This window comes from Methylobacterium longum, from assembly GCF_022179385.1.
In the GTDB taxonomy this organism is placed as follows: Bacteria; Pseudomonadota; Alphaproteobacteria; order Rhizobiales; family Beijerinckiaceae; genus Methylobacterium; species Methylobacterium longum.
Genome location: NZ_BPQS01000004.1, coordinates 24,535 through 47,090, shown reverse-complemented (window position 1 = coordinate 47,090; position 22,556 = coordinate 24,535). Strand labels below are relative to the sequence as shown.

At 69.9% G+C, this 22,556-nt stretch carries 21 protein-coding genes, 1 other RNA gene and 1 pseudogene; 4 read left to right on the top strand and 19 right to left on the bottom strand.

The features are described from left to right. Nucleotides 1-138 precede the first annotated feature (138 nt). From MFF58_RS05015 to MFF58_RS04995, 5 genes and pseudogenes are all read right to left on the bottom strand, one after another. Nucleotides 139-516 carry a hypothetical protein gene (locus MFF58_RS05015; protein WP_238285754.1) on the bottom strand — a complete coding sequence of 126 codons (378 nt, stop codon included), beginning with the start codon at nt 514-516 and terminating at the stop codon, nt 139-141. Nucleotides 517-804: 288 nt separating this feature from the next. Continuing rightward, nucleotides 805-1,531: pseudogene (locus tag MFF58_RS05010) on the bottom strand (lyase family protein); the annotation flags it as partial. Beyond that, nucleotides 1,504-1,743 carry a hypothetical protein gene (locus MFF58_RS05005; protein WP_238286004.1) on the bottom strand — a complete coding sequence of 80 codons (240 nt, stop codon included), beginning with the start codon at nt 1,741-1,743 and terminating at the stop codon, nt 1,504-1,506. The pseudogene MFF58_RS05010 and the gene MFF58_RS05005, both read right to left, overlap by 28 nt. 97 nt (nt 1,744-1,840) lie before the next feature. Next, entirely contained in the window at nt 1,841-3,607 is a 1,767-nt protein-coding gene (locus tag MFF58_RS05000) for a monovalent cation:proton antiporter-2 (CPA2) family protein (protein ID WP_238285753.1), read from the bottom strand. 126 nt (nt 3,608-3,733) lie between these two features. Further along, a complete protein-coding gene (locus MFF58_RS04995) occupies nt 3,734-4,672 on the bottom strand; it encodes a pirin family protein (RefSeq protein WP_238285752.1) in 939 nt (312 codons plus the stop codon). A 485-nt stretch (nt 4,673-5,157) separates the two neighbouring features. Between MFF58_RS04995 and MFF58_RS04990 the strand changes: the two genes are divergently transcribed. After that, nucleotides 5,158-5,409, top strand: a complete 252-nt coding sequence (locus tag MFF58_RS04990) for a hypothetical protein (RefSeq protein ID WP_238285986.1) — start codon at nt 5,158-5,160, stop codon at nt 5,407-5,409. A 72-nt stretch (nt 5,410-5,481) separates the two neighbouring features. Here the strand turns inward: MFF58_RS04990 and MFF58_RS04985 are convergent, their stop codons facing one another. The 4 genes from MFF58_RS04985 to MFF58_RS04970 all read right to left on the bottom strand — a co-directional run bounded on the left by MFF58_RS04985 (nt 5,482) and on the right by MFF58_RS04970 (nt 8,813). After that, nucleotides 5,482-5,664, bottom strand: a complete 183-nt coding sequence (locus tag MFF58_RS04985; protein WP_238285751.1) for a hypothetical protein — start codon at nt 5,662-5,664, stop codon at nt 5,482-5,484. Between the two features lie 735 nt (nt 5,665-6,399). Then, entirely contained in the window at nt 6,400-7,032 is a 633-nt protein-coding gene (locus MFF58_RS04980; RefSeq protein WP_238285750.1) for a TadE/TadG family type IV pilus assembly protein, read from the bottom strand. A gap of 15 nt (nt 7,033-7,047) precedes the next feature. Continuing rightward, the gene (locus MFF58_RS04975; protein WP_238285748.1) at nt 7,048-7,671 is read right to left on the bottom strand and encodes a TadE/TadG family type IV pilus assembly protein; all 624 of its coding nucleotides are present in this window, start codon (nt 7,669-7,671) and stop codon (nt 7,048-7,050) included. A gap of 50 nt (nt 7,672-7,721) precedes the next feature. Next, nucleotides 7,722-8,813, bottom strand: a complete 1,092-nt coding sequence (locus MFF58_RS04970; RefSeq protein WP_238285746.1) for a pilus assembly protein TadG-related protein — start codon at nt 8,811-8,813, stop codon at nt 7,722-7,724. A 345-nt stretch (nt 8,814-9,158) separates the two neighbouring features. On the opposite strand from MFF58_RS04970, the gene MFF58_RS04965 reads away from it, so the two are divergent. Continuing rightward, entirely contained in the window at nt 9,159-9,677 is a 519-nt protein-coding gene (locus MFF58_RS04965) for a DUF2059 domain-containing protein (protein WP_238285744.1), read from the top strand. 115 nt (nt 9,678-9,792) lie between these two features. On the opposite strand, the gene MFF58_RS04960 is transcribed toward MFF58_RS04965, so the two are convergent. From MFF58_RS04960 to MFF58_RS04930, 7 genes are all read right to left on the bottom strand, one after another. Next, nucleotides 9,793-10,086, bottom strand: coding sequence for a hypothetical protein (locus MFF58_RS04960; protein WP_238285743.1), 294 nt, complete (start codon nt 10,084-10,086; stop codon nt 9,793-9,795). Nucleotides 10,087-10,347: 261 nt separating this feature from the next. Next, nucleotides 10,348-10,519, bottom strand: a transfer-messenger RNA (tmRNA) gene (gene ssrA, locus MFF58_RS32735). A gap of 279 nt (nt 10,520-10,798) precedes the next feature. Then, nucleotides 10,799-11,014 (bottom strand): hypothetical protein, encoded by a 216-nt coding sequence (locus MFF58_RS04950; protein WP_238285741.1) that lies wholly within the window; start codon nt 11,012-11,014, stop codon nt 10,799-10,801. 5 nt (nt 11,015-11,019) lie between these two features. Next, the gene (locus MFF58_RS04945; RefSeq protein ID WP_238285740.1) at nt 11,020-11,436 is read right to left on the bottom strand and encodes a thiol-disulfide oxidoreductase DCC family protein; all 417 of its coding nucleotides are present in this window, start codon (nt 11,434-11,436) and stop codon (nt 11,020-11,022) included. A gap of 22 nt (nt 11,437-11,458) precedes the next feature. Next, complete coding sequence (locus tag MFF58_RS04940; protein ID WP_238285739.1) at nt 11,459-11,911, bottom strand: cupredoxin domain-containing protein; 453 nt, start codon at nt 11,909-11,911, stop codon at nt 11,459-11,461. 165 nt (nt 11,912-12,076) lie between these two features. Then, the gene (locus tag MFF58_RS04935; RefSeq protein ID WP_238285738.1) at nt 12,077-12,331 is read right to left on the bottom strand and encodes a hypothetical protein; all 255 of its coding nucleotides are present in this window, start codon (nt 12,329-12,331) and stop codon (nt 12,077-12,079) included. A 228-nt stretch (nt 12,332-12,559) separates the two neighbouring features. Next, the gene (locus tag MFF58_RS04930) at nt 12,560-13,663 is read right to left on the bottom strand and encodes an SMP-30/gluconolactonase/LRE family protein (protein ID WP_238285737.1); all 1,104 of its coding nucleotides are present in this window, start codon (nt 13,661-13,663) and stop codon (nt 12,560-12,562) included. A 472-nt stretch (nt 13,664-14,135) separates the two neighbouring features. On the opposite strand from MFF58_RS04930, the gene MFF58_RS04925 reads away from it, so the two are divergent. After that, complete coding sequence (locus MFF58_RS04925) at nt 14,136-14,357, top strand: hypothetical protein (protein WP_238285736.1); 222 nt, start codon at nt 14,136-14,138, stop codon at nt 14,355-14,357. 518 nt (nt 14,358-14,875) lie between these two features. On the opposite strand, the gene MFF58_RS04920 is transcribed toward MFF58_RS04925, so the two are convergent. Further along, a complete protein-coding gene (locus tag MFF58_RS04920) occupies nt 14,876-17,686 on the bottom strand; it encodes a patatin-like phospholipase domain-containing protein (RefSeq protein WP_238285735.1) in 2,811 nt (936 codons plus the stop codon). 524 nt (nt 17,687-18,210) lie between these two features. Between MFF58_RS04920 and MFF58_RS04915 the strand changes: the two genes are divergently transcribed. Beyond that, nucleotides 18,211-19,623 (top strand): peptidoglycan-binding protein, encoded by a 1,413-nt coding sequence (locus MFF58_RS04915; protein ID WP_238285734.1) that lies wholly within the window; start codon nt 18,211-18,213, stop codon nt 19,621-19,623. 17 nt (nt 19,624-19,640) lie between these two features. Here MFF58_RS04915 and MFF58_RS04910 read toward each other — a convergent pair whose 3' ends face one another. Continuing rightward, a complete protein-coding gene (locus MFF58_RS04910) occupies nt 19,641-20,624 on the bottom strand; it encodes an amidohydrolase family protein (RefSeq protein ID WP_238285984.1) in 984 nt (327 codons plus the stop codon). Nucleotides 20,625-20,815: 191 nt separating this feature from the next. Further along, nucleotides 20,816-22,039, bottom strand: coding sequence for an NHL repeat-containing protein (locus MFF58_RS04905; RefSeq protein ID WP_238285733.1), 1,224 nt, complete (start codon nt 22,037-22,039; stop codon nt 20,816-20,818). Nucleotides 22,040-22,556 lie beyond the last annotated feature (517 nt).

The following is a 22,556-nucleotide window of genomic DNA, read 5'->3' as shown; positions in this document are numbered from 1 at the left end:
ATGCCGGCCTTCCGGGACGCTCGGCTCGGGGCCGGAACCGGACGCCGGCGAAGCCACCGTCGCGCCGTGCCCCCTGCGTCCCACGGGGGCCGCGAAGGGCCGCGAAGGGCCGATCGTCAAAGCCCTTGCCGCTGCGCGCTACGCGGCGACGGGCCTGACCACGACGTCCTCGGGGTAGACGAGGGTTGCCATGACGCCGGACCGGATCTGAGCGAAAACCTCGTCGAGATCACCGATCCTCTGCATCAACACGGCACACGACAGGGCGACGACCTGCGGGGTGCACTCGGCCCCGTCCGCCAGGAACTCGCGGATCGCATCCATGTAGGACGCGTTCGCATCCGCCTGCCGCGGGGCGCTCAGGACATGCGCGCAATCCTGCCGCAAGGAGGCAAGCTTGCCGTCCACGACCGAGACCCATTGCCGATCATGGTCGTAGATGAGCCAGCGCACGGATCCCGCAGCCACGGGGGCGAGACCCGCGAGATAGCGCCGAGCGGCCGCGTCATCGAACATGGCGTGAGCCTTACCGTCCGCCGTCCGAAACACCAACGCGTGGTGTAACCGTTTCGGAGCCCGGCCGATCTGCCTCGATCTGCGCCGAACGGGTCATGGGCAGGCGGAGCAGCGACGTCGGCGCCCGCCGCATCGCGGCTCGACGACCGGCAGGCGGGCACCGCGCAACGGCCGAGGCCGGTCGATGGCGGCCCGCCCGCCACCCCGTTCGAGGTCCGCGGACGTCCGGCTCCGGTCGCCAGGTCTGGTTCGGGGCCGGAAGCGGACCTGGCGGCGCCGGCCGCCCCATCAGACGGTCGTGGCGGCCCGTCGCCGTCGGGTCGGCTGGATCATCGCTTCCAGCTCCAGCAGCCTGTTGAGTTCCGCCTCGGTGAGCAGCCCCTCCTCCAGCACGAGGCCGGCCACCGACCGGTTCTCCTTCAGCGCGCGCTGCGCGACCCGCGAACTCGCCTCGTAGCCCAGGGTCGGAGCGAGCGCCGTCACCAGGCCGATCGAGCCCTGAACGAGGGCGCGGCAGCGTTCCCACAGCCGCCGTGAGCATCCGCAGGGAGGAGTGCACGCAGTAGCCGATCGTGGGCTCGAAGGCGTTGAGCTGGAGTTGCCCCCCCTCGGCGCACAGCGTCACGGTGAGGTCCTGCCCGATCACCCTGTAGGCGACTTGGTTCACAACCTCCGGGATGACCGGGTTGACCTTGCCCGGCATGATCGAGGACCCGGGCTGCACGGCGGGAAGCCGGATCTCCCCGAAGCCGGTGCGCGGTCCCGAGGATAGCAGCCGCAGATCGTTGCAGATCTTCGAGAGCTTGACCGCGACGCGCTCGAGGGTGGCGGAGAACAGCACGAACGCGCCGAGGTCCGAGGTCGCCTCGATCAGGTTCGAGGCGAGCACCATGGGCTGGCCGCAGACGCGGCCGAGCTCTTCGACGGCCAGCGCCGCGTAACGCGGGTCTGCGTTGATGCCGGTTCCGATCGCCGTGGCCCCGAGGTTCAGCTCGCGAAACAGCCCGACGATCTCACCGATGCCCCAGAGCGCGTCGGCCGGAACATCGCCGTCACCGAGCAGGTCGTGCTCGGAACGGTCCTGGCGGTCTCCAGCTCCACGGTCCGCACGGTGGCGACCGCGAGCGCGGTGGGCGAGCCCGTCCGGACCGACGCCTCCGCGGCCGTCGTCCCCGTGTCCTGGGTCGTCCCCGTGTCCTGGGTCGTGCTGGGACGCTTCGTGGCCATGAGATCGCTCCCTCACGGAACGCTCGGCCTGTCGTCGCCGGGACCGGCTGGCCCGACCATTGTCACGTAGGCCGGGCTGCACATCCAGAAGGTCGCGCTAACCGGCCCGATGCGCCGAAACGGCGCTGTTGCCATGGATGAGATCGCGGCCGGCGTAGATGCCGCCGACAACCTCGAGGTCGAGCCGCTCCGCGTCGCGGCGGCGAACCGCGTCCATGATCGTGCCGGCGATTTCCGGATCGGCCCCGACCGTCAGGAGCGCCCGCTCGCCCAGGGCCAGCGCCGACTCGGCCGTCTCGCGGATCTGGTAGGCCACGCCCGCCTGGATCAGCGCGACCGCGTGTTCCCGGTCGCGGGCACGGGCGAGGACGGGTACCAGGGGAAACTCAACCTTCGCGATCTCGGCGATGCGCCTGGCCATCGCGGGGTCGTCGACGCAGATCAGGATCGCCCGGGCCGTCTCGGCACCGGCCGCACGCAGGATGTCGAGCCGCGTGCCGTCGCCGTAATAGACCTTGAAGCCGAATCCCTCGGCGATGCGGATGTTCTGGGCGTTCGTGTCGATGATCGCGACGGCGCATCCCTGCGCGATCAGCGGCTGGCTGGCGATTTGCCCGAAGCGGCCGAACCCGACGATCAGGGCGCTGCCGACGAGATCCTCCGGGGCCTCGAGGCCGGCGGTCGACAGCGCAGCCTTGGGCCCGAGCCGGTCGAAGGCAATGACCATCAGCGGCGTGAGCGCCATCGACAGGATGACGGTGGCGGTCAGGACCGCGTTGGTGGTGCCATCGATGATGCCCGCACCCGCCGCCGCCGCATAGAGGACGAAGGCAAACTCACCGCCCTGCGCCATCAGGGCCGCGCGCTCCAGCGACTCGGCGTGCGACGCGCGCAGGGCCCGCGCCACGCCGTAGATGAGCAGGGCCTTCACTGCCATGTAGGCGACGACGCCTGCCAGGATCAGGCCCGCGTTCGCGGCGATCACGGTCAGGTCGAGGGACATGCCGACGCCCAGGAAGAACAGACCGAGCAGGATGCCGCGGAACGGCTCGACATCGGCCTCCAGCTGGTGGCGGAAGCTGGATTCGGACAGGAGGACGCCGGCCAGGAAGGCGCCCATCGCCATGGAGAGGCCGCCGAGCTGCATGGCGAGCGCCGAGCCGAGCACGACGAGGAGCGCCGCCGCCGTCATCACCTCCCGGGCCTTCGCGGCGGCGAGCAGGCGGAACAGGGGGTTGAGCAGCCAGCGCCCTGCGGCCACCAGCGCGGCGACCGAGGCCAGGGCGATCACGACCGCGACGGCGCGCCCCGTCCCGCTCGCCTCGGCCCCGCCCGGCGCCAGCAGCGCAACGACGGCGAGGAGGGGGACGATGGCGAGATCTTCCAGGAGCAGGATCGCGACGATCCGCTGCCCCTTCGGGGTGGCGAGGGCGCCGCGCTCTTCCAGAAGCTGCATGACGATCGCGGTCGACGTCAGCACGAAGCCGGTGCCGGCCACGAAGGCCACGGTGACCGAAAAGCCCAGGGCGATCCCGACCAGCGTGAGGGCGGCGATGCAGGCGCCGACCTGGGCGAGACCGAGCCCGAAGATCGCGCGGCGCATGCCCCAGAGCCGGGAGGGCTCCATCTCCAGTCCGATGATGAAGAGGAACATCACGACGCCGAGTTCGGCCACATGGAGGATGGCGTGGGCATCCGTGAACAGGCCGAGCCCGAAGGGGCCGATGGCAAGCCCCGCCACGAGGTAGCCGAGGACCGAGCCGAGCCCGACCCGCTTGAAGAGCGGAACGGCGACGACGCCCGCCGCCAGAAGGGAGACGACTTGGACGAGATCGCTTCCCGGGCCGGATGCGTCGACAGCCATGGTGTGTTCCGTTCTCTGGACGGGCGACGCCGCCGCCGGGCAGGCGGCGGGACGAGATCAGCCGTGTGCCCACGGAGCCGGCCCACGGGACCGGAAGCGAAATCCGGACCCGACCCCTCGGGGCCTTCAGGGATAGCGGACCGGCTGGGGATCCTCGGGCAGCGGGATGAACTCGGCGTCGTTCGGCACCGTGTCGAACCGGCCCTGGCGCCAATCCTCCTTGGCCTGCGCGATCCGCTCGGGTCGCGAGGAGACGAAGTTCCACCAGAGGTGGCGTGGCCCGTCCATCGGCTCGCCGCCGAGCACCATGAAGCGGGCCGCCTCAGTCGCGCGGACGCTGATGCGGTCGCCGGGCCGGAACACCAGCAGCTGGCCAGGGCCGAAGCCGTCGCCGGCGATCTCGATCACCCCCGCGACCGTGTAGATCGCGCGCTCGTCGTAGGTGGGATCCAGCGGCAGCACGGCGCCCGCCTCAAGGGCCACGTCGGCATAGACCATCGGGCTGGAGGCGCGCACGGGCGAGCGCGCCCCGAAGGCCTCGCCCGCGATCAGTCGGACGGTCTTGCCTTCGCCGGTCAGGACCGGCAGCGCCGCGGCATCGTAGTGCTCGAAGGCTGGCGCCGTCTCCTCGTCCCGGGCGCTCAGGGCGACCCAGCTCTGGATGCCGAACAGCTTCGAGCCGGTCTGCCGGAGGTCCGGCGCGGTGCGCTCGGAATGCGTGATGCCGAGGCCGGCCGTCATCCAGTTCAGCTCGCCCGGCCGGATCGGCAGTTCGGTCCCGAGGCTGTCGCGGTGCATGATCTCGCCGTCGAACAGGTAGGTGACGGTGGACAGCCCGATATGCGGGTGGGGCCGCACGTCCATCCCGGTACCGAGCAGGAACTCCGAGGGTCCCATCTGGTCGAAGAAGATGAACGGCCCGACCATCCGGCACTCGGTCGAGGGGAGCGCGCGGCGCACCGCGAAGGAGCCGAGGTCGCGCGATCGCGGCACGATCAGGGTCTGGATCGCGTCGCAGCTGAAATGGTCGCCCGGGACCGGATCGTCCGCACTGTGCCAGCTCATCGCTCTCGCTCCTCGTTCGACCGATCCCGGCCCGGTGAGACAGGATGCGCCCCGACGGCGCGTCGATGGAAGCACCTTGCGCGATTCCATGTGTCGCGGGAATGGAAACCATCGAAACGCAAGGTTTCCATTTTTGCGTATCATGCCGGCATCCGGCCGTCTTCGGACGCGTTTCGGCCCGCCCCCGAAGGAGCGCCTCCGGGATCTTCCAACGCGTGCCGGGCCGTCAGTCTGCGTCCGGCGACGGCCCGTTCTCGAGGGACTGCGGTCCTGCAGCCTCCACATCCCGATCCTCCGGGATGCCCTTCCTGCGTCGTCCGCGACCCTGATCGCACAGGCGGGGCGCGGGGGGCCGGCCCGCGAGCCGTCGCGAACGCAGCACGCCGAACCCGTCCTGCCGACGCGCGGCGGTGTCGCCTGCGCGCCGGAACATGGATCCCAGCGGTGTGCTCCGGACCCACTCTCGGATCGGCGCGTTGATTGAGATGCACGCCCAGCCCTCCTCCGCTTCCGACCCCGAACGCCTCGCCCTGACGGAGTCGGCTCTGACAGCGGCGGATAGCCTCTGGCGTGCCGAGATGCGCCGGACCTACGGGCCGGACGGGGTGCTGATCTACGCCTTCGCCCCGGAGGGCCAGGGCGATCTCGGCACGCCGCTCCGGCGGACCTATGAGGCGCGCCGGGTCGCGGTCGCCCTGTGGCGGCACGAACGGCAACGGCCGGCGCGGTGCTCCTGAGACGGGGCGTCCGAAAGGCCGGCGGTCGCCGATACCCTCAGGCACAGTTCCGGAGACGCGCTCGGCGCACGCCTACTTGTCGGGCCGCTTGAGCAGTGAGGGACCCCATACGAGGCAGAAGGCCTGCGCGAGGTAGGCGCCCTGAAACGTGGCGTTGATCTCGAGGCCGCGCTTCAGGACTTTGAAGAGGGGTCGCGTCTCGACGGCGCCTTCGAGCCCGACCGCGACGGCGAGAATCACGGAGACGACAATCACGCTGAACCATCCGAGCCAGCGCGCGCAGACCATGCCAATGGTCGCGACGACAATAAAAATCATACCCGCGCTGCCGGCCCCAGACTGCTTCCCCTGCACCTACCTACGCAGTTCAGATGGGGCCGGAAAGGCGCGATCCGCGCACGCCCTTGAATGCTGCGCTGCAGCAATAAATTTTCGCGGCGCGCCTTCAGCTCAAAACAAGTGTAGCCGCGAGATATGAAACGACCGTCAGCAGTGTCGATCCGAGCAATACGACACCGATGCGCGCAGAAAGCGCAGAGGACGGAGGCAATGCTTTGTACCTCCGGCCGACCGCGCGAAGGAACGAAAGAAGAGCGCTCGGATCGGAGGGATCTTTTGCAAGCATGGCAAAACAGAAGCGAAGAGGTTGCGCCGCTCGGTTTGTTTCGGGCGAAATCAAACCTGAGGATAGGCGTAACCGCATGACCCCACGATGAATGCGACAATTCGCACATCCGGATACGGTTCTGAGCATCCGGCTCGCGCCTGACGAGCACCCGGCACGGCATCGGTGTCGCCCCGAAAGAGACGGCTGACCGGGCGAAAGGGTTCCCGATCGGGCGTGCGGTTGACCCGGCACGGGTGCCCTCGGCGCCGCGCGGCATCCCGGTACACCGGGAGCGCGGTCTGTGCCGGCCGCAGAAGGCGATTCAGGAGACGATCCACCGTCATCCCGGGCCGGCAGGGCGCGCCCCCGGGCCGGCGCGGGCATCAGCCACAGGCCTTGCCATTCGGGAGGACCACCTCGTTGTAGGTCGATTTGGCCGGCTGGCCGCCCCGCACCGGCCAAGGCACGGCGGCCTTGAACGTGAACTGGTTGTTGGCCCCGCCCACCAGCCGCATCACGCCGCTCCCGAACAGGGCCGGGTACGGCACGCTCACTTCGGCCAGGACGTAGCGCATCCCGGCGAGTTGGAAGCCCTCCGGCACCTTCAGGTCGGTTGCCGCCCCGACCGATCGCGCGGTGCCGGTGGCCGTGGCGTAGCTCGAACAGACCTGGGGCTGCTGTCCGGCCCCGTCGGCGGCCACACCGAGCGCGCTGACCACGATCTTGGCCGCGGTGCTGGGATAGGGTGCGAGGACGAGCTTGGCCGAGGCGACGATGTCGGTCATCGTCGCCGCCGCCATCGGAGTCTGCGCGTCGCCCTGGGACGTGAGGTCCGCCACCGCGCGCGCCAGCAGCGTGACCTTGCGGTAATGGTCGATGGCCCGCCCGAACTCGGTCACGCCGAAGAGCAGCGCCAGCATCACCGGCAGAACCAGCGCGAACTCGATCGCGGAGGCGCCCCGGACGTCATCGCGGAGGGAGGACGGCCTGCGGGGGCGACAGAGCCCGCGGTGCATCGGCCGCGTCATGGATCAGCAGCCCTGCCCGGATGCGGTGTCGTACGGCTCCGTCCGGAACACCGCCGTGGACTGGAGCAGACGCGCCCCGTCGCTGAAGCCGGGCAAGCCGGCATAGAGGAAGCTGAACGCGACGCGGTACTTCACCGCCGCGGTGAAGACCACGATCGCACCCGGCTGCGCGCACGCGTAGCTCGTCCCGAACCCCTTGGCCCAGTCACCGGTCTTCGAGTCCAGGGGCGTCGGCATGCTGCCGCCCGCGAAGGAGCCGCTCAGGGCGACGTTGAGCTTGAGCGTGCTGCAGTCGAACGCGGTCGCGGCCTGGGCGGCGTTCGCGCCGCACATGGAGGTCTTCATGGCGGCCAGCAACGTGCCGGCATCCGTCTGGCCGGTATTCGCCTTCTGAAATTGGCCCGTGTAGATCGTCCGGCCGGCGCGCTGGAGCGCGTAGTCGAGGTTGCGCGCGGTCCAGACCATCATGGCGGTTTGCAGGATCACGGCGAGCAGGCTGAGGAACGGCGTCGCGACCAGCGCGAACTCAACCGCCGCCGCACCGTCCTGCTTCCGGGCGAGGCAGGCGAGCGCCGAACGCGCCCTCGCGGCCGCCCGATGGTCCGAATCTCTGCGACGGGGCGTCATCCGCGACACTCGACGGTGAAATTGTTTCCGGGACGGGGGCCGCGGGGGCTCTACTCGACGATCCGGAGCTTCTTGTCGGACACCTTCACCAGGGTCGGACATGAGACGACGACGCGGATATCGTCGTAATCCCTGTCACTGCCCGCACTGGGCGGCCGGTCCTCCCAGCCATAGTACATGTACTTGCCGTCGCTGCAGCTCGCGGTCGCCGTGGCGGGATCATGCGTCGTGTGGCTGTTGGGCAGGATCCCGCCATCGGACTTGCTCTTGCACTTGCTGAGCGTGTCGCAAACGATGGTCTCCAGGATCGGGTTGGAGGCCATGTCCATGGTGGTCAGGCTACCGTTCGTATTGATGCGGTACCCTTTCATGTTCATAGACTGCACGCGCAAGCCGGTATCGATCTTCGTGTCGGTGTAGTACTCGTAGGTCTCCTGTTTCGGATCATCCCAGAGCGATCGATTGCTGCGGGCATTGCGCACGTTGTGCAGCATGTAGCTCGGAGCCTCGTTGGCGCCGCAGGTCGGCAGAGCGGCCTTCGTGTAGTCGGTGGGCGGCGATCCGTTGTCGGCGATCGCCACCACGCCGCGCCGCCCCTTGTCGGCCTCCGCCTGCCGTTTCGGATCCGATGAGTAGCAGTACATGTAGATGCGGTTGTAGTCCGCGGCCTCGGGGGACAGCTGACTGAAGGTCGGCGGGTTCGTCTGGAAGACCGGCGCGACCCGGTTGACGGTCGTCGCGGTGCCGACGGTGATCTGCCGGGGCATCCCGGGCAGAAGATGCAGCAGGTTCGTCTTGAGCGTCGTCGAGATCGTCACCCGGTAGTTCGCGCCATCGATCCAGGTGCCGTTGACCTGGAACCCGGTGGTGGAATTGGCCGAACCCAGGCGGGCGGTGAGCTGCGCCCCCGCGAGGCGCAGGCCCTCGGTGGCCGCCGCCACCGTGTCGGCGTTGGCGACGAGCAGTGCGGTCGCGTCGGCGACGCTGGACTCGACCGCACGGACGCGCACGGCATTGCCGTAATCGATGACGAGCCCGCCCGCGCCCAGGAGCAGCGGCAGGCTGAGGCCGAAGATCATCACGACGTTGCCACCATCGCCCTCGGCGAACGGATGGAGCCAGCGCGGCATGCGTCCCCGCATTCGAGACCTCCCGGCACATCCGCCGCTCCACGAGCTGGCGCACGGCACGCGACATCACGTAGGCGCGATCAGATTAAGGTCAGGTTGTATTGTTGTTTTAGGCTCGCTTTCCGAGACGAGATCTGCCTTTATTAGGTTATATTTGGTTAATAAAGATCGGCTACGTACAATAATAGACACTGAATAGACCACCACAGAAGCCTCAGCGATCCAATACCCCGTACCGGCCGGCCGCCACCCCGGGATCGCATCCCGGCGGTCGACATCGCGCGCCCGCGCCGTATGGTGCCGCGCAAGCGGACGGCGACGGCGCCGGACCGCATCCCCGATGCGACTGGATTGCGCATGCGCCTCGCGACTCTGCTCTTCGCCTTCTGCCTCGTGCAGCCGGGAGCCGTGCTGGCTCAACCAGCTCCCAACGCGGCGCCGGATCCCGCCCTTCTGAAGGTCGCCCGCGAGACGGTGGCCCAGATGCAGGGGGACCGCGCGGCCACGCTCAGCTCGATGGCCGCGCCGATGGTCGGCATGATGCAGCAGATCGGCATCAAGGAGGCCGAGAAGGCGCAGGTGCTGGTGCAGGAGGTCGTGATGCCGACCCTGGCCGCGCATTACGATGAACTGCTCGACATACAGGCCCGCGGCTTCGCCACGGTGCTCGGCACGGACGACCTGCAGGCGATCGCCGCGTTCTACGCGACGCCGGCCGGCAAGCACCTCGCGGCGGCCCAGCCGCAGCTGGCTCAGATCCAGCTCGCGGGCATGCAGCACTGGATGCAGTCGGTCGCACCCGAGATGCAGGGCAAGCTCGTCAAGGCGGTCCAGGATCACGGATGGGGTCCGGGCAGCCCGGCCAAGCCGCGCTGATCGGCCCGGGTTCAGGATCCGGGCGCAGCGGGCCGCACGACGGTCCTGCACCGCCGGGCCGGTTCGAACGTGGGCGCGGGGGACTGGCGGCGGTGCGCGCCGCTGGCGCGTCGCCTCAGTCGCGTGCGGCTTCGGTGCTCGCGCGTTCGACCAGCGCCCGCAGCGCGGCGCGCCCCTCCACGGCGAACCACGCGCGCAGCATGCTGGTGGTCTCCGGCTGGTCCTCCGCCCGCTCGCGGAACAGGTCGGCGCAGCGCGCAAGCTCGCGCTCGACGAACAGATCGAGGTAGGAAGCGCCCCTGGTCCGCGCGAGGTCGGCCAGCGCATCTTCGAGGACACGCTGCATCATCTCGCCGACCATGGCCGAGATGTAGACAGCCTCCGCGCTCCCCTGCTCAGGCTCCGTCAAGCCGTCCTCCAGCCTGCCCGGCCGCGACCCTGATCATACCGCGCGGATAAATGAGATGGGCCCCGAGGCCGAAGCCCCGGGTTCTGTTGCTAGGCGCGCCCACGCCCCGGAAGATTACGCCGCGAGGCGCATCTCCATGCCGACGTTGTCGTTGGCATTTAGAGTTTTGGTCAGGTGCCCGGAACAGGGGTTGCCTGCGCCGAACCGGTCGAGTCCTTACCGAAAGTCGCATCTTATCCTGCCGAGGCAGGACAGAACTCGCGATCCCTTTACCGTCCAGTCGAACCTGTTTCGCCCCCAGCAGAAGCACCCCGGTAGCGCGCCGTCCGCAGAGCCGGACGCTCGCCCTCATCCCCACGCGGTATCGGGGCAGGATGCTTCTGGTGGAGGCGCCGGGTACCGCCCCCGGGTCCTGAAACGTTATTATGAACCGGTCATCAACCTCGCGATCATCCTACTCCAGAAACGGCGCCTGGGTCTACAGGCCTGGGGGCCATTTCCTCCGGCCCGGGCCGCAGCGGCACCGTCCGCGGGGCGGCGGTCCCGATTCTGAACGCCGGTCCCGCCGCCGGTGAACGGCTCGCTCATCCGGACGGGCTATCCCGGTCACGAGCCGCGTTGCGTATCGGCTCGGCTCACCGCTGGTGAGATCGGACGCTCCCCCGCCCCGTGAGCAGATCGGGGCGGGGCCGAGCAGCGCAGGCGCGTGCCGCTACAGCCAGCGCTCGTCGACATCGGTGGCGTTACGATCGGCCAGGGGCTGCGTCTCGTCGCCGTGGGCGAACACCACGACATCGCCCGGGCCGACGTCGCGGGTCGCGTAGAAGTCCCAGCGGCGATGGATCACCCGCGGGCCGCCGAAGATCCGGTAGGCGTTCCAGTAGCGGTCGTCCCGGAAGCCGACGTAGTGGACGCAGCGCACCGCCATTGGCCTCAGTGCCGCCGCGCGGCCCACCGGCCCGCGACACGCCGGGCCAGCCAGGGCCGGAGGGGCAGGGACAGCCGGTAGGCCAGTTCGGCGAAGGGCAGCACGGGTCGGACGCCGAGCACGCGCAGACCGACCACGCGGCCGAGCCAGCGCCAGCCGGGCAACGCCAGCCAGAGGCGGGCGAACGCCGCCGCGCCGGAGACCAGCCGCCCGTCCGCGGCCCGCACGTGGAAGCGCCGCAGGGCAGCCTCGCGGTCCAGGCCGGGCCCGAGCGTCGGCGCGGGCGCGGCCCGTCCGACATCCACGAAGTGGAGCCGCTCGGCGCCCGCACATTGGCGATAATGGTCGATCTCGGCCCGGCAGAGCGGGCAGCCGCCGTCGTAGTAGATGCTGAGAGGCTGCTCGGACGGGCCGTCACTCATATCCGCACCGGAGTCCAAGGCCTCACTGGGCGGGCGCGCTCAGGACCAGCTTGCCCTTGAACGGCGCATCGGCGTTGCGGTTGCTGGTGCAGGCATACTCCTCCTGACCCGCCTTCATCGTCCGCAGGCGCAGCGTACCCTTGCCCTTCTGCTTGACGGTGTATCCTTTCTCGCTGGCGACATGCACGAGGTCGCCGTCCGCGTGCAGCACCAGGCCGTTCTCGAACTGACCGGGCGCGGTGATCGTCACCGGTGCGTCGGCGCTGCTCACGATGTTCAGCGCCACGTTCGTGTCGGCGGGGAGGCGCAGTTCGGCCGGCTCGCAGATCGGCTTGCCGTCCTTCATGCTGATCGTCAGCTCCACGGGCGGCATCGCGTCGCTCGCGGGCGGCGCCAGGGGCTTGCCCTGTGCCAGGGCCGGCCCGGCGACGAGCAGCGCGAGCAGCGTCGCCGATCCACGAAAGACGTTCAGCATATGAGACAATCCCGACGAGGTGGGTCGGCGCCGATGGCCGACCGCATGGTCAGGAATGGCCGGGCGCGGGGCGTCGTTCCGGGGCGCAACGCCGCAGCGGCGCGGCGGAGGCCCGCCTCGCGCCGGTCCCGCCCGCGTTTCGCCGGACCACCGGACGGCCGAACGTCAGCCGCCCTGCAGGGTCTCGGCGAAGTCGTCCGGGATCTCGCCCCACTGGCCGAGGATCGTGACGCCTTCGAGTTCGCCGGTCTCGTCGTCGGCCACCACCTTCAGCGCCGCCGCACCCGGCATCCGCTTCGCGAGGTTCTCGGCCTTCTTCAAGGCGCCGCTCTCGGTCTGCGCCGGCTCCTGGCGGGCCGGCCGCAGCCGCTTCCGATGCAACTCGAAGGGTTGCACAACGAACGCCGTCTTCATCGCCATCTTGGCCTCGCCTCCGAAACGGTCGCCGCAGGGAGCGGCGACCTCGCGCCCCGTGTCCGGTCGTCACCCGCGCCGGGCACGTCCACCGAGGGCGCCCGGACGGACCGAATCGTCGCCGTGCGCCGCCCGGTCTTCATCGGTTCTGACACGGCGGAGCCCTGGCTTCACCATTGCCGGATTGTCGCGCGACCGATGGCGGACACCCGAGCACGGTCGCGGGAGCCTGGATCAGTTGCGCAGCGGCTGGGCGTCGATCTGTAGCCGATAGATCGTCGTTGGGAACTTCACCGCCGACGTCTCGCCCCCGTTCATCGTCGGCGTGCGGTTCATCTGCGCCGCCGGGATCCACAGGCCGCCCTGCTCGTCGATCCACATGGCGTCGACCCAGACCAGGCGCGGATCCTCGATGAGGGTGCTCGTGGTCCCGTCCGGCGCGATCTTGAGGATGCGCAGCCCGTCGGTGTCGCTCGCGTAGATCGTCCCCGCGGCGTCGATGGCGGTTCCACCGGTCGCCACGGTGGGGGCGAACAGCCTCACGTGCCGGGCGCGCTCCGCATCGCTCACCGCGGCGTCGTCCAGGAAGCGCGTCTCGATGCTGTAGAGCGGTCCGGTGCAGGCTTGGTAGTAGAACGTCTTCCCGTCCGGAGAGACCTCAAGCTGGTCGGCGTGGATGAAGAGCAGCTTGCCCTTGTCGTCCCGCAGCACCCGGCCCTGGCCCGTGAGCGGGCGCTGCGCGATCGTCGACCGATGGCCGTCGAGCACGCGCCTGAGGCCACCGGTGTCGAGGTCGAGCACGAGCAATCCGGGCTGGCCGGCATCCGTCAGGTAGACGTTGCGGCCGTTGAAGCGGAAATCGTCGATGAAGCTTCGATCGGTGGTCGCCGCCTGCAGGGGGTAGACGCGGCGCACCGCGTTGGTGGCGAGGTCGATCTGCACGAGCTTCGCCCCCCCGGGAAGCGGGGCCTCGCCCATTCCGCGCGCGCCCTTGTCGACCACCCAGAGGTCGCCCTCAGGGCCGATGCGGATGGCGTTGACCGCCACGAACGCCTTGGCCGGGTCATCGCCCTGCTTCCACGCGTTCCACGCCGCGTCGGGAAACGCGACGGGCTTGCCGTCGCGCCACTCGCCCAACTCGATGCCCTCGCCCTTCGTCTGTCGCTGGAACGGCGAGAACAGGCGGCCGTCCTTCGACCGCGTGAAGCCGTTGAAGACCAAGCTGTCCGATTGCAGCATCGGCTTGAGCGCGTCGGGACCGATCCGGGCGTCGGCCGCGCGGCCGGGCGACGCCAGGCACCCGGCGAGCAAGAGAGCGAGGATGGAGAGAAGAGCCATGGGATCACGCGCGTGCGAAGGCGGGGTGCTCCGCTGCAAGACGTGAAGCGCCGACGGTGTTCCCGATCCGCGCGTCCGGCGGGATGATCCGGTGCGGGATGACTGACGCGGGATGAACCGCGCGAAGGCCGTCCGCGATTTGCCGACCCCGGCCTGCGACGACGGGTCCGCGGACGCGGGGTCGCTCAGCGCCTGCGGCGCGGCACATGGCGGCAACAGCCGCGGGCCCCCTAACGCCCGACCGCGTCAGGCCTATTCGTGCGCCATTCACACCCATCCACCGCACTGGGAAAAATATCCCGCATCGAGGTTGAACCGATACACCTTAAAGGCTTTGTTCTCTATCTGTTCCGATGCGATCGTCGGGCAGTTCCACTCCGTTCGCGCCCCGTCGGCAACGCATCATCGCGCCATCCGAAACCGTTCGAGATACAGGACTATTTTCTTGCTTCGCGTCCTGAGGAGGGTTGTCATGAGCGATGGGGGCAATGAGTTGCGGCGCCTGTCGGCGACGTGGTTGAACACCATCGCGTCCGGCGTCGTCACGGCGGGGTCCTGCGGCTCGCTGATCGCCTACAGCTTCGGGCCGCGCCCCGGCATCACCGCCCTTCAGGTCCTCGCGGTTCTGGCGGTTACCCTGACCACGGGGGCAGTCCTGCATCTTCTCGCTCGCGCGCTCCTCAACAGGTGTTGAAGCGCGGGCGGAACAGGGATGCCCCATCATGGAGGACGGGGTCACGGGACGCATCGGATTCGGCCGGGGGAACAGCGCGATCGCGGATCCCGTTCGGTCGGCCGGGTTCGCCAGCAGGGGTACCGCCCGGACACCGCAGGTGCCAGCCCGTGTCCCGGCCGTCCCCGCGACGGGCAGGCGCGTGCGACGCCGCGCAGTTGGGGGACGTGCCCGGGCCGTGACGCCGGACACCGGACGCGGGGGAACGAACCGGGCTGCCGCGGAGCGGACCGACGCGGGGTCGAGGCCGACGGATGCCGCATCCGGGCCGTCCGGATCCCGCCCAGCGCGTCGACCGCGGTCGTCAGGGTCCGGCGCCAGGCAGGGCGGAGCCGTGGCGGTCCGAGGGGTTCTCGGACGTGTTGACGAGGGAGCTCTCCGGCGCCGGGCAGGCCGCCGGCATCGGCCGCGGAGCCCGGAGCGCAGGCGGACGGGCGTGCCCGCCCCGCGGCGGCGCGCTCCGGCGTCCGGATCGGCCCTCAGGCGCAGGGATGGCGATTGGCCTCGCTGTCGAGATAGGTCGACCATTCCGAGAGCGTCGTGAGCTGCGAGCCGAACATCCGGCTGACCTGATGGAAGCCGAGGGCGCGGTAGCTCTCGAACTGGCTCTCCGAGAACCACTGGTTCGCGGTGCTCTCGTGCGGGAACGCGGGGCTGGTCGCCCCGTAGGCGCGCACCTCGGCGGGAATGTCGTCGAGGAAGCTCGGCTTGATGTAGATCAGCGAGGCCGGATCGCGGGCGTCCGGGTAGATGATCGTGCCGCGGGCGTAGCCGAGCGCCCCGGCCCGCTTCCCGTCCCGCTCGATCGTCGCGCGGGGCAGGATGCGCATCTCGCCCATCTGCACCTTCGCGAGCCCGTCGACCTCCGCCTTCCGGATCACGTTGCCGAGGTCGAAGAACGTGCAGGCCTCGTCCTGGCCGGCATCGATCACCACGATCCGGGCGCAGCGGCGCCGCAGCATCTCGTAGAGGCCGAGATTGTCGAAATGGCCGCCATCCGACAGGTAGATGGCCTGCCGCACGTCGGTGCTGCGGCCGCCGAGTTCGCTCAGGAGCGCCAGCACGGAGTTCCTGGGCTTGGCCAGCCGGAGATCCTCCCGCCGCGCGACGGCGGGATTGGGCAGCCAAGCCCCGAGCCGGACGTTGAACAGCGTCATCAGGAACGCGATCAGGCGCGAGGAGTGGTAGCCCCAGTTCGGGCTGACCGCAGCCCCCGAGATCGTCAGAAGGCCACCGAGGAGCGGTCCCCGGCCGTCGCTCACCCGGTCGCTGCCGGTCTCCATGCCGGCATACGCCGTGGTCCGGATGTAGGCCCCGCGCGGGCCGTCCCGGCGCGGCGCGGCACGTCCGGCCTCCGCGCGATCGAGGATCGCCGAGCCGCAGGCGAACGGGGTCGCGGTGAACGGGGCGGCCTTCCGCTCCGCCCACTCGGTCCGCAGGATGTCGGTGAGGTTCAGGGTCATGTTGACCACGGGCAGCAGCCGCCGCTCCGTCCCGAGCTCGGCGATGCGCGGACTGTCGTCCTCGTCGAAATCCGTGAACGGGTCGGCGTCGCGGCGCGCGCGGGCGGAGCCCAGGAAGCCGCGGGTCAGGCGGTTGCGGTAGACCCCGTGCATGGAGAAGCGGTTGACGTTGACGCGGCCGAACAGGTGGACCGCACCGGCGAGTACGATCGCCACCCCGAGGTTGAGGATCAGGATCATCCCGTAGGGATTGATGGCGCACTGTGCGGCGGCCTCCGCGCGGTCGTAGGCCGCCCGGGGGATCGGGCAATCGCCCCACCAGTCGTGGGTATCGCCGAGGAAGCGGCCCAGGCACCACCCCAGCAGCGCGAACAGGCTGATGCCGAAGACCGCCGCCATCGCGCTCAGGCCGATCATCAGGAGGTCGTCCATCCGCCCCTTCGCGGCGAGCGCCTGCGTCCGGGCGAACACCTGCTTGCCCAGGAAAGCCGCGGCCGGGCCGGTGGCGAGGGCGCCGAGGGCGCTGAACAGGGCCGGAAGCTGTGCATCCTCGCGGCCGAGGGCGACCGCCGACACGATCAGGCAGCACAGGCACAGGACCGTCCAGCCCGCGGCGGCGAGCAGGAGTTGCCCGTCGATCCGCGCCACCCACTCCCTGTCGAGGTCGGCCCGTTCGGCGCTCCTGCGGAAGCCGATGAACACGACGCTCTGGAAGAGGTGGATCAGGATCAGGATCGGAGGCGCCAGCACGGTCAGGGTCTGCGAGACCTGGGCCTCCCCGGGCTTGAAGGCGGTGACGTCGCCGCCCACCAGCCAGCCGATGCTCGATCCGGCGCAGACCATGACGAGGGTGGTCGAGACGAGGCTGGCGGCGATCCACGGACCCATGTTCCGCTCGTACAGCCACTGACCCGGATGGCCCTTGAGCTTCTGCCAGCCCATTCCGCAGAGGTAGCCGGCCGCCTGCACGACGAAGTACGCGATGCCGAGGATGTACAGACTCTCGTTCGGGACCGGCAGCCCGTGCTCGAACAGCGCGCGCAGGGTGAACGGCAGGGCCAACGCCCACAAGCAGGTCGGCGCGAGGATCCAGCCCGCGATGAAGGCCGGCGACGCGTAGGCCGTCACGCCGCCTCTCAGCGGCCGGTGGCTCGGCAGCATGCGGCAGGCGTTGAAGGTCGCCACGAGGAGGGCGGCGCTGCCCAGGATCAGGGGCAGCCACAGCGTGCTCCGGCTCGCCGCCTCGAGCGCCGTCCGGTAGGTCAGCAGCGCCAGAGGGATGAACAGCAGCAGCGGGAAGATGATGAGCCAGTTGAGGAACGTGTTCCTGACATAGAGGACGATGCCGGCCCAGGTGTCCCGGGACAGGAGCCCGACCTCCGGCGTCAGGTAGTTCGTGTAGCGCCTCAGCTTGGCGAAGACCTCCCGGCCCGATCCCGCGAGGCGGCGCTCCGCCTCCGCGAGGCCCCCGCATTCGCGGATGAAGGTCTGCAGCCAGCCGCCGGCGAAGCCGCCGCCCGAGACCGTCGACAGGTAATGGAACTCGCCGAGCATGCGCCGGGCGGCCAGAGCCTGCACGGCACCCAGGCAGAAGGTGGCACTGCGGATTCCCCCCCCGGACAGGCAGAGCGCGGACAGCCGGGCCTCGTCCGCCCGAGCCCGCAAGGGCGTGGCGTCGCCGGGCGGGCGCGGCCCGCAGAAGTGATCGAGCTCCTCCTGGAGCGCCTGCTCCGTATCCAGCAGCCAGCCCCCGTCGCGCGTCGTCAGGGCCGGCAGGCCGTAGGTCGGCGCCTCTGCGCGGCCGGCGCCTCCGAGATCCGCGTCCATCGTTCCTCCGACCACGCGCGCCGGTCCCTGACCTTGCCAGGAGCCGCCAGACCAACGGGACGTCCAGAATAGATTCTCAATTTTCGTCTTTGCGGTATTTACGTCTCTCGACCTCTATTCATCCGTATAAGTAGCCATATGTAATAATTTGTTCGAAATTTTATAGCGCCTTCGATGCGCAATCATCGGATTTCAAAATTTTGGTTGATGACATCTTCGCATTTATCGGCCGCATCAAAGGATATGGGCCCGCAGCATGGTCCCGCAAATCAATTCTCGGATCATCATCCATTTGAAGGACGCGCCAATCTCGGCCGTAGCCTACTTAAGTCGCGAAGCAACTCGGCAGGTGTCGGTTTCGGCCAGGCCCAGGATGCGTCCGGGACCTGCGTCGGGGGGCATGGGGCGGCGCGCCCGCCCGGCGGCGCCCTGCGCGCGGGCCCGCACGCGTCCGCGCCCCGGAGGGCTCCGCCACCGGCGCCGGGATCGTCTCCGGACCCGCCCCTCCCGCCTGGAGCACCGACATGGCGTCGTTCAAGGAGTACCGGGACGATTACGAGCGGATCTGGGAGTCGCTCCAGATCCGCCCCGAGAAGGCGGAGGCGGCCCGCAAGCTGGCGCAGCGGATCGCCGCCGGAAAGCCGCGCTACCAGGAGGTCGAAGCCCGCACCGGCGTGCCGTGGTGGTTCATCGGGCTCTGCCACTACCGGGAATCGTCCCTCGACTTCGAGACTTATCTCGGCAACGGGCAGCCCCTCGACCGGCGGACCACCATCGTCCCCAGGGGACGCGGCCCCTTCGCGGGCCCGAATGCGTTCGCGGACGGGGCGGTCGACGCCCTGCGCCTCGAGGGCTTGGTCGGCGTGAGCGACTGGAGCGCCGCGCGGGTCCTGTATCGGCTCGAGGGCTTCAACGGCTACGGCTATCACGGCAAGGGAGTGAACTCCCCCTATCTGTGGGGCGGCTCGACCGCCTACGGGCCGCCGGGTGCGCGGGGCGGCAAGTTCGTGCGCGACCACGTCTTCGACCCGAACGTGGTCGACACGCAGCTCGGCACCGCCGTGATCCTGAAGGCGCTCCTCGACCTGGACCCGACCATCCAGATCGACGGACGGAGCGCCGGCCGGAGCGCCGGACCGCACCCCGCCGAGATCGACCCGACGCGCGAGCCGGACGACGAACTCGCCGACAGCACGCTGTGGGTCCAGCAGGCCCTCAACCGCCTCGGCGCGGCGCCCCGCCTCGTCGAGGACGGGCGGAACGGGCGCCGGACCATGGCCGCCGTGGCGCAGTTCCAGGCGCAGCGCGGCCTCGACGACACCGGCATCGCGGACGCCCGTACCGTCGCGGCCATCCAGGAGGCCCTGCGGCCAGCGGCGGATACGGGGGTGCTGGCGCGCATCGAGGCGCTCGAGCGGCAGGTTGCCCGGGGCACGGCCGCGCCGGCGCAACCGGCGCCGGTGCAACCGATGATCGTGACACCCGCGACCGTCGCACCGTCCGTCGACCTCGCGGCGCGGCTCGAGGAGCCGTTACAGGCCCTGCGCCAGCAGATCGACGCCCTGCGCCGGCAGTTCGACGGGGCGCGGCTCACCGCGGGACCACCGCTTCCCGGGACGGCGCCGCAGCCGGTTCCGGGGGCGGGCCTGGGGCCGGTCAACGGCGCGCTCGGGCAGACGATCGGGCACCTGCTCAACGGCAAGAAATCCGCCCTCGGCATCATCGGCGCCGTGGCGACGCAGATCCTGGCGCAGGTCCCCGCGACGACGGGCCTGGGCCAGGTTCTCGCGCAGCTCACCCCGGCCTTCGGGCTCAGCCCCTACACGATGCCGATCTTCCTCGGCCTCACCGCCTGGGGGGCGCTCGGTAAGCTCGAGAAGTGGACCGCCGCGGCGGCCAAGTCCGCACCGCAGCGCGCACCGCAGCCCGCGCCTTAGCCCGATCAGAGTCCGGCCTACGGCGTGAGGCCCGCGGCGGTCAGCGTGCCCCCGAGGCGCGGATAGACCCTGAGAGCGTTGCCGGCGTAGATCTTCGCCCGGTCGCCGTCGGGGAGCGCCGCGGCCTCGACGTAGCGCTTGGTGTCGTCGTAGGCGTGGCCCGTCTCGGGATCGATCCCGTTCACCGCGCCCACCATCTCGGAGGCGAACAGCACGTTGTCGTGCGGCACGACCTTGAGCAGCAGGTCGATGCCCGGCTGGTGGTAGACGCAGGTGTCGAAGAACACGTTGCGCATCAGCTCCGACAGCGGCGGCCGCTTCAGGTCCTGCGCGAGCCCGCGGTAGCGGCCCCAGTGGTAGGGCACCGCGCCGCCGCCATGGGGGATGATCAGCCGCAGCGTCGGGAAGTCCTTGAACAGGTCGGAGGTCACGAACTGCATGAAGGCGCTGGTGTCGCCGTTGATGTAATGCGCGCCCGTCGCATGGAAATTGCGGTTGGCCGAGGCGCTAACATGGACCATGCCGGGCACGTCCAGCTCGACCATCTTCTCCCAGAGCGGGTACCAGAACCGGTCCGAGAGCGGCGGATCGGACCAGTAGCCGCCGGACGGGTCCGGATTGACGTTGCAGCCGACGAAGCCGAGCTGCGTCACGCACCGCTCCAGTTCGGCCGTGCAGTTCTTCGGCGACACGCCCGGCGTCTGCGGTAGCTGGCAGACCCCGACGAAGTTCCTGGGATGCAGGCTCACGACGCGGTGAATCATGTCGTTCGACACGATCGACCAGTCGAGGCTGGTGCGGGCGTTGCCGATATGGTGGCCCATCCCGCCCGCCCGGGGCGAGAACAGGGCCAGCGAGATGCCCCGCTCGGACTGGAGCGTGAGCTGCCGCGCGCGGACGCTGTCGCGCACCGCGTCGTCGCTGACCTTGAGGTCGGCGGGGGACGGGGCCTGCGCGGGATCGTTGATGGCGTCGATCTGGCGCTTGCGCCACGCCAGCATGGCGGGCGGCTCGGTGGTGTAGTGTCCGTGGCAGTCGATCACGAGGCCCGCATAGCCCAAGGGCTCGGCCGCGGCGGCGGCGGGAAGGGCCGTGAGGGCCGCCGCGCCCAGGCCCGCGAGGCGGCGCATGAAACCCCTTCGCGGGAGGCAGCAGGGGCAGGCGGCCCCCGCGGCCGGGTCGGAATCGGCGATCATCGCGGGCTTCCTGCCGGCTGGCCCGCCGCTTGGCCGACCGCTTGGCCAACCGCTTGGCCAACCGCTTGGCCCGCCGCTTGGCCGGCCGCTTGGCCGGCCGTCTGGCCCTCCTGCAGCGCGGCGCGCTTGCGCAGGACCATGTCGCCGCGGAAGAGGAATTTCTGGGCGCGCTTGCCGGTATCCACCTCGGTGGTGAAGACGTTGCCCTTCGAGTCCACCGCGAGGTTGTGGACCCAGTGAAAGTCGCCCGCCATCCGGCCGTTGCGGCCGAAGCGGCCGAGGATCTCGCCGGTGTCGCGGCTCAGGGTGCGGACCTCGTTGTTGGCCCCGTCGGCGTTGAGCAGGTAGCTCTGGCGCTCGTCCGGCCACAGGGCGAGTTCCCAGACCGAGCCGTTCGCCCGGGTGTTCTTCTCGACGAACATCTCCTTCACGAAGCGGCCGTCCTTGTGGAACACCTGCATGCGGTTGTTAGTCCGGTCGCAGACGTAGACCAGCCCGTCGCGGGCGATCTGCACGCAGTGGACCGGGTTGCGGAACTGGGTCGCCGGCTCGGCCGCGGGATCGTAGGCCCCGAGCTTCTCGTCGGTGGGCGGCTTGCCGTAGGCGCCCCACATCCGCTTGAACGCGCCGGTCTCGGCGTCGAACACGATGACGCGGTGATTGTAGTAGCCGTCGGCCACGTAGAGCTCGTTCGTCTCGGGATCGACCATCATCCCGGCCGGCTTGCCCAGGCGGGTGGTGTCCTGGCTGTCGGTCTGCGGTCCCTGCTTGCCGATCTGGAGCACGAAGCGGCCGTCCGGCGTGAACTTCAGGATCTGGCCGTCGGTGTCGCCGTTGCCGGCGAGCCAGACGAAGCCCTTGTGGTCGATCGTGATGCCGTGCTCGTTCTGGGGCCATTGATAGCCCTCCCCGGGCCCGCCCCAGGACCGGATCAGGGTCCCGGCCTGATCGAATTCGAGGACCGGGGGGGCCGGCTTGCAGCAGCGGGTGCGCGGCGGATCGAGGCTCGCCGCCTTCTCGTCGTCGGTGAGGGTGCGCGGGCGCTGGATCACCCAGACATTGTCCTCCGCGTCGACCGCGACGCCCGCGGCCTGACCCATGATCCAGTCGTTGGGCAGGCGCTTCGGCCAGGCCGGGTCGACCTCGAAGCGGAGCGGCTCCTCTGCGGCCGCGCCGACGGTGAGCCCGAGCAGGGCAGCGACGACCAACCCGCGCAGCATGCAAGCCTCCCTGATGATTCTGTATTCAGTTCTTGTGCCGGGATCAGACGCCGCGGGGCGCCACCCGTCCACCGGGTGGACGGGAGCGGCCGAAGCTTTGCGCTACGCTTTCGGCAAATTGTTCGCCGGCCCTGGTCAACGACGTGCAGGAGACAGAACGCGAGGACGCTGACCCCGCCGCGGATCGACCCGTCGCGTCCCGCCGCGGCGCACGGGGATGCGCGAGCGACGCGCGATCAGCGGACGCCGGCGACGCCTGCTCCCTCGCGCAGCTGCGCGCCGCCGAAGACCGGGGCCGAGCCGTCGCGGAACGCGGGGTCGAAGGCGTGCTCGGCGTTCATCGCCGGGGACGCGCCCTGCGTGGCGGTGATCCGGCCTGCCCGTCGGGCATCCCGAGCCGGAGCCGTCTTGGCCGGCGTTGCGGGTGTGGCGGAGGGGGCCGATCCCATCCGCGCCGGGCGGGGCGCTCTTGCGGCTCGTGCAGCGCTCCGGACTGCCCGGGCCGCACGAGTTCCCG

Excerpts from the sequence above, each read along its gene's own strand:
- MFF58_RS04950 (WP_238285741.1), bottom strand. The coding sequence starts at position 11,014 with ATGGCGGTGCGCTGCGTCCACTACGTCGGCTTCCGGGACGACCGCTAC.
- MFF58_RS04920 (WP_238285735.1), bottom strand. The coding sequence starts at position 17,686 with ATGGACGCGGATCTCGGAGGCGCCGGCCGCGCAGAGGCGCCGACCTAC.
- MFF58_RS04975 (WP_238285748.1), bottom strand. The coding sequence starts at position 7,671 with ATGACGCCCCGTCGCAGAGATTCGGACCATCGGGCGGCCGCGAGGGCG.
- MFF58_RS04910 (WP_238285984.1), bottom strand. The coding sequence starts at position 20,624 with ATGCTGGCGTGGCGCAAGCGCCAGATCGACGCCATCAACGATCCCGCG.
- MFF58_RS04945 (WP_238285740.1), bottom strand. The coding sequence starts at position 11,436 with ATGAGTGACGGCCCGTCCGAGCAGCCTCTCAGCATCTACTACGACGGC.
- MFF58_RS04970 (WP_238285746.1), bottom strand. The coding sequence starts at position 8,813 with ATGCGGGGACGCATGCCGCGCTGGCTCCATCCGTTCGCCGAGGGCGAT.
- MFF58_RS04925 (WP_238285736.1), top strand. The coding sequence starts at position 14,136 with ATGAGCGATGGGGGCAATGAGTTGCGGCGCCTGTCGGCGACGTGGTTG.
- MFF58_RS04980 (WP_238285750.1), bottom strand. The coding sequence starts at position 7,032 with ATGCACCGCGGGCTCTGTCGCCCCCGCAGGCCGTCCTCCCTCCGCGAT.
- MFF58_RS04965 (WP_238285744.1), top strand. The coding sequence starts at position 9,159 with ATGCGCCTCGCGACTCTGCTCTTCGCCTTCTGCCTCGTGCAGCCGGGA.
- MFF58_RS05005 (WP_238286004.1), bottom strand. The coding sequence starts at position 1,743 with ATGGCCACGAAGCGTCCCAGCACGACCCAGGACACGGGGACGACCCAG.
- MFF58_RS04930 (WP_238285737.1), bottom strand. The coding sequence starts at position 13,663 with ATGGCTCTTCTCTCCATCCTCGCTCTCTTGCTCGCCGGGTGCCTGGCG.
- MFF58_RS05015 (WP_238285754.1), bottom strand. The coding sequence starts at position 516 with ATGTTCGATGACGCGGCCGCTCGGCGCTATCTCGCGGGTCTCGCCCCC.
- MFF58_RS04905 (WP_238285733.1), bottom strand. The coding sequence starts at position 22,039 with ATGCTGCGCGGGTTGGTCGTCGCTGCCCTGCTCGGGCTCACCGTCGGC.
- MFF58_RS05000 (WP_238285753.1), bottom strand. The coding sequence starts at position 3,607 with ATGGCTGTCGACGCATCCGGCCCGGGAAGCGATCTCGTCCAAGTCGTC.
- MFF58_RS04995 (WP_238285752.1), bottom strand. The coding sequence starts at position 4,672 with ATGAGCTGGCACAGTGCGGACGATCCGGTCCCGGGCGACCATTTCAGC.
- MFF58_RS04915 (WP_238285734.1), top strand. The coding sequence starts at position 18,211 with ATGGCGTCGTTCAAGGAGTACCGGGACGATTACGAGCGGATCTGGGAG.
- MFF58_RS04990 (WP_238285986.1), top strand. The coding sequence starts at position 5,158 with ATGCACGCCCAGCCCTCCTCCGCTTCCGACCCCGAACGCCTCGCCCTG.
- MFF58_RS04940 (WP_238285739.1), bottom strand. The coding sequence starts at position 11,911 with ATGCTGAACGTCTTTCGTGGATCGGCGACGCTGCTCGCGCTGCTCGTC.
- MFF58_RS04935 (WP_238285738.1), bottom strand. The coding sequence starts at position 12,331 with ATGGCGATGAAGACGGCGTTCGTTGTGCAACCCTTCGAGTTGCATCGG.